5 protein-coding genes are annotated in these 4,366 nt (G+C 39.2%); 2 read left to right on the top strand and 3 right to left on the bottom strand.

Going from position 1 to position 4,366, the window contains the following annotated elements; genetic code table 11:
• Nucleotides 1-68: 68 nt before the first annotated feature.
• From V7K55_RS25185 to V7K55_RS25175, 3 genes are all read right to left on the bottom strand, one after another.
• On the bottom strand, nucleotides 69-248 hold the full coding sequence (locus tag V7K55_RS25185; protein WP_334835714.1) for a hypothetical protein: 180 nt from the start codon (nucleotides 246-248) through the stop codon (nucleotides 69-71).
• A 221-nt stretch (nucleotides 249-469) separates the two neighbouring features.
• The gene (locus tag V7K55_RS25180) at nucleotides 470-1,069 is read right to left on the bottom strand and encodes an FcoT family thioesterase (protein ID WP_334835711.1); all 600 of its coding nucleotides are present in this window, start codon (nucleotides 1,067-1,069) and stop codon (nucleotides 470-472) included.
• Nucleotides 1,070-1,088: 19 nt separating this feature from the next.
• The gene (locus V7K55_RS25175) at nucleotides 1,089-1,946 is read right to left on the bottom strand and encodes a TauD/TfdA dioxygenase family protein (protein WP_334835709.1); all 858 of its coding nucleotides are present in this window, start codon (nucleotides 1,944-1,946) and stop codon (nucleotides 1,089-1,091) included.
• A 245-nt stretch (nucleotides 1,947-2,191) separates the two neighbouring features.
• Between V7K55_RS25175 and V7K55_RS25170 the strand changes: the two genes are divergently transcribed.
• Nucleotides 2,192-4,102: a TonB-dependent siderophore receptor gene (locus V7K55_RS25170; protein WP_334835707.1), complete on the top strand. Its 1,911-nt coding sequence runs from the start codon at nucleotides 2,192-2,194 to the stop codon at nucleotides 4,100-4,102.
• 74 nt (nucleotides 4,103-4,176) lie between these two features.
• Nucleotides 4,177-4,323 carry a hypothetical protein gene (locus V7K55_RS25165; protein WP_334835704.1) on the top strand — a complete coding sequence of 49 codons (147 nt, stop codon included), beginning with the start codon at nucleotides 4,177-4,179 and terminating at the stop codon, nucleotides 4,321-4,323.
• Nucleotides 4,324-4,366: the final 43 nt, after the last annotated feature.

The following is a 4,366-nucleotide window of genomic DNA, read 5'->3' as shown; positions in this document are numbered from 1 at the left end:
GTCACTAGGAGTCCTCTTATGCTCAAGCAAGCAACTCCAAAACTATTTTTCTCACTGCTGCTACTGTACTAGTTAGTCACGCAAAGTGCTGTATCTAGTTGGGATGCACTAATCCCTATAGCTTGAGCAACTAACTCCTGCATATAAGTTGTCAGGAATGCTTGATTTTCACTTGCAGTCCCCTGTGTCAATCTTTGTAAAAGATGGTGTCGTTGTCCCAAGATTTGCTCTACTTCTGTTTCGTCCATAATGTTGAAGTGCATGAAAGGCACAAAGTTTTTTGGCTCTACCGATCCCCTGATGGTAATTAAACCTCAATCATGGTGAAAGCCTTATCAGGCAAGACTTATCAAGTTCAAGCTATGATTTTGGTTAAAATCCTTACAGGGTAAAGCTTTTAAGGATTTTTAACCAGATTTTGCATCAAGGGATCGGTAGAACCAGTTTTTCTGTTTGGTTAGGGTGCTTACTATACACTTACAGATGTGCGACGAGTATCATCAAGGCTGATGTCCGGTTCACTCTTTAAGATAGCAATGGTAACATCACCTTCAGCCCAACCATCATTGCGATCGTAAAAGGCGCATGAGGTTTTCAATATGATTAAATTTCCCCGTTCCGAGGATTTATTGATTGATAGAGTTCCTTGAAAGTGACTAGAATTTATTTGTTTTCTAAAGGTACTGGAAAACTTAACAATCAGAAAATTACTAAGTTGGCGACGTTTATAAATTTCTAGATCCCAGTCTGCCATTACTGACAGCAATTTATTGTTCAGAACATAAGCAATCATGATATAAAATAACTGGTTGTAACAAATGTTGAACTCCACAGAATTAAAGTGTCCTGTATCTGTAATATAACAAGACTCTGGAATCGAAAACTCTCCTTTGATTGAGAATTTTTTTTTATTTCCAGTTGTCAATTTTTCCGGCGATTCTTTAGAATCTAAATATTGAAAATGAGCCTTTCTCAAATACTTACAATCACCTTTGTAGGGTTCAAGAAAAATATTCAATAAATCTTGACTTACTTCCTCTGTCTTGGTAGATTGCTCGTTGATATCCATAACTGTTCTCCTGAATAAATTAGGGAATATAAAATGGTAAGCCATCGTAAATACCAATGCGGTAGCTTACACTTTTTTCCCCTTTCGGGACTGTGGATGCCATGTGATTAAGGGTTCTGTTATCCCACAATAAAATGTCACCATCTTTCCAGATATGAGTGTGAATATGCTCATCACGCTCAATAAATGAAAATAACTCCCGCAAAAGGACTTGATTTTTTTCATAGTCAAGTCCTTTGATACCAGTAGTAAAACCTTGATTCATGTACAAGATTTTTTCGTGAGTAACAGGGTGCGTAATCACAGCAGGATGTTTAACAGGTGGAAATTTCTTTTCAAAATCATCCAAAATATCTATAATTGCCTTATCGATATCCGAATCTTGCACTTTATAACGCCATTTTGCCTCGTGGATCAGATATTCTCCATCGATATAGCTTCTTAAGTTTGGAGGCAACTTTTTATAAACTTGCTGCATATCGATATAATAGGTTTCTCTAAGAGAATTTGGCAGCACTTGTGGGTATAACATCGTAAATGGCAAGGGTTCATCAAGAAATGCACAATCAGTATGCCAATATCTACCAGTTCCGGCGACACCAAATTTTATCCCATCTTTGGGAACATTAGAAGATACAAATATTTCGGGATAATCTGGGTGATGATAGTTGTCTTGAGGATAAATTTGTGGTGTCCCAATTTTTTGAGCCAATTCTAAATATTGGTCATCGGTAATATTTTGCTCTCTGAAGACTACTAATTTATGCTCGTATACAAGTTGTTTAATTATATTGACTTCTACTGCATTAACCAAAGCAACATTTATATCTGAAATTTCGGCTCCAATACGTTCTGAAGATGGTCTATCAATTTTCATTATTTTCTTCCTTTGTTATCTTTATTTTTGGAAGACAGGTCATTCATTACTATGACTTAATACAGTTCATTTAATAAAAATTGTTGGTTGGGTTAAACGGAGCGCAACCCAACATTACGAGATGCTACGCAAACACTACGAACTCCACAAAGTTTGTTTGGCGAACTACTGCACTAACGAGTCAGCGATCGCCAGCAACCTCAGATCAAGAATGAGAAAAGAGTAATTCAATAACCAAGTTCTCGGTGCCACTGCGCGACATTCCTCTGTCAGTTCAGGTGATTCCCCGTCAGGTAATCGAAGATCGGCAGATTGTGCGTCAAGACGACATCACCGATAATGTGAGCGGAGTCCAAAAAGTTATAGGTTATGGAACTTCATCAGCCTATACAATTCGAGGTTTTGCCGATTTTGGCTATTTCCGCAATGGGTTTCGCGGTCCGGTAGGTCTGACTCCTGGTGATACCGCCAATATCGAGTCCATCGAGGTGTTAAAGGGGCCAGCCGCAGTACTTTATGGTAGTGGTTATACCCCAGGAGGGTTACTGAATGTATTGACAAAAAAACCCCTGGATACACCTTTATATAATACTAGCTTCATTGTCGGTAGTTATGATTATTACCGTTCATCCTTGGATTTTACAGGGCCACTGACCACAAATAACGCGCTTCTTTATCGGCTGAATGCTTCCTATGAAAATGCAGGTAGCTATCGTGATTTTATTAATAATCAGAACCTTTTATTAGCGCCTGCTTTAACCTGGCAAATTGACAAAAAGACTACTCTTTCTACCCAAGTTGAATATCAAAAATCTGATTTTGTTTTTGATAGTGGACTCCCCCTTGTACCACAATCATTACAAATTCCCATCAGCAGGTCTCTGGCAGAGCCAGGTGCAAATACTAGCCACCTAGATTCAACTTCGGTTACTTATACCCTGGAACGTAAGTTTAGTGACAATTGGAGCTTTAAGCAAGGATTTAACGCACTCCTAGCTAACCTGGATTTAGGCTCTTACACATATTACTACTCACCAAACTTAAATGCCGATGGCACGGTGAATCGGCTGATATTAAAAGGGACTGAACAAAGTGAAAACTATACGTTTACAAATGAATTATTTGGTAAGTTTAGCACTGGTTCAATCAACCACAATATTTTAGTTGGAGTAGAGCTATATCGAAGGGAATTAAGCACTAATTTTGCCGGCGCATTCCTCGCGCCGATTAATATTTTTAATCCAGTATATGGAGCGCAACCAGGCTCCTTCAGTTCTCAACTTGGACTTGCTAGCCAATATGGTGCAGACGATCTGGGAATTTATGTACAAGATTTGGTCGAGATTCTGCCTAATCTCAAACTTTTGGCAGGTGTGCGCTTTGATTCTAGTAGATCCTTTGCCAACGATAGTCCTGGTGGCAATTTAATTAACGAGCAAGTAGATAATAAATTTTCGCCACGAGCAGGGATTGTCTATCAGCCGAGTAAGTCAACGTCTCTTTATTTTAATTGGTCTAACTATTTTAATCCTGTGTACTCTAGTACGAGCAAGACAGGAGAATTATTTAAACCGCAAACTTCTGAACAATTTGAGGTGGGAATTAAACAGGAATTTCTGGAAAATCGTCTTTCAGCTACATTAGCATTCTACGAAATTACTCGGCAAAATCTACTCACAGCAGACCCAACAAATCCATTTTATAGCATTCAAACGGGAGAACAAAAAAGCCGGGGGATTGAACTAGATGTCACCGGACAAATATTGCCGGGATGGAAGGTCATAGGTACTTACACTTACACAGATGCCTTTGTCAGCCAAGACAACCGTATTCCTGTAGGTAATCGATTAATTGGTGTGCCGTATAACAGTGCTAGTTTGTGGACAACTTATGAGTTGCAAAGTAGCAATTTGAAGGGATTGGGGTTTGGTTTGGGACTAGTGTATTCAGGAGACTATGAAGTAGCATTGCCGAATACTTTCACCGTGCCTTCATACCTCAGAGCGGATGCTGCTTTCTTTTATCGCCGCAATAAATTACGCATTGGTCTGAACTTTAATAATGTATTTAATACTCAGTATTATTATACCCAGGTTGGTGCCTTGTCTCCAGCGCCACCTTTTAATGTCCGGGGTTCAGTGTCTTTCGAGTTCTGATTAACGTAGGAAACTTGATCTTGATGATTAGTACCAAAAGTTTGGAGAAACTAGGGTTATTGGGCAGTTTGTATATGTCACAGTTCATCCCCACGATGTTTCTGTTTCAAGCCCTACCCGTATTCATGCGTCAGCAGGGAGTTTCTCGACAAGCAATTGGTTTGTTATCATCAATACCATTGCCAATTTATGAGGGTTCAACGCCTGTAGAAACGGGATGAATACGACCTAAAGCAGTAAGCTTGGCAAAAATCTGGGTTAATA

The organism is Nostoc sp. (assembly GCF_036919895.1).
In the GTDB taxonomy this organism is placed as follows: Bacteria; Cyanobacteriota; Cyanobacteriia; order Cyanobacteriales; family Nostocaceae; genus Nostoc.
Note: the sequence above shows the minus strand (reverse complement) of the source record. Positions and strands in the feature narration are given on the sequence as shown.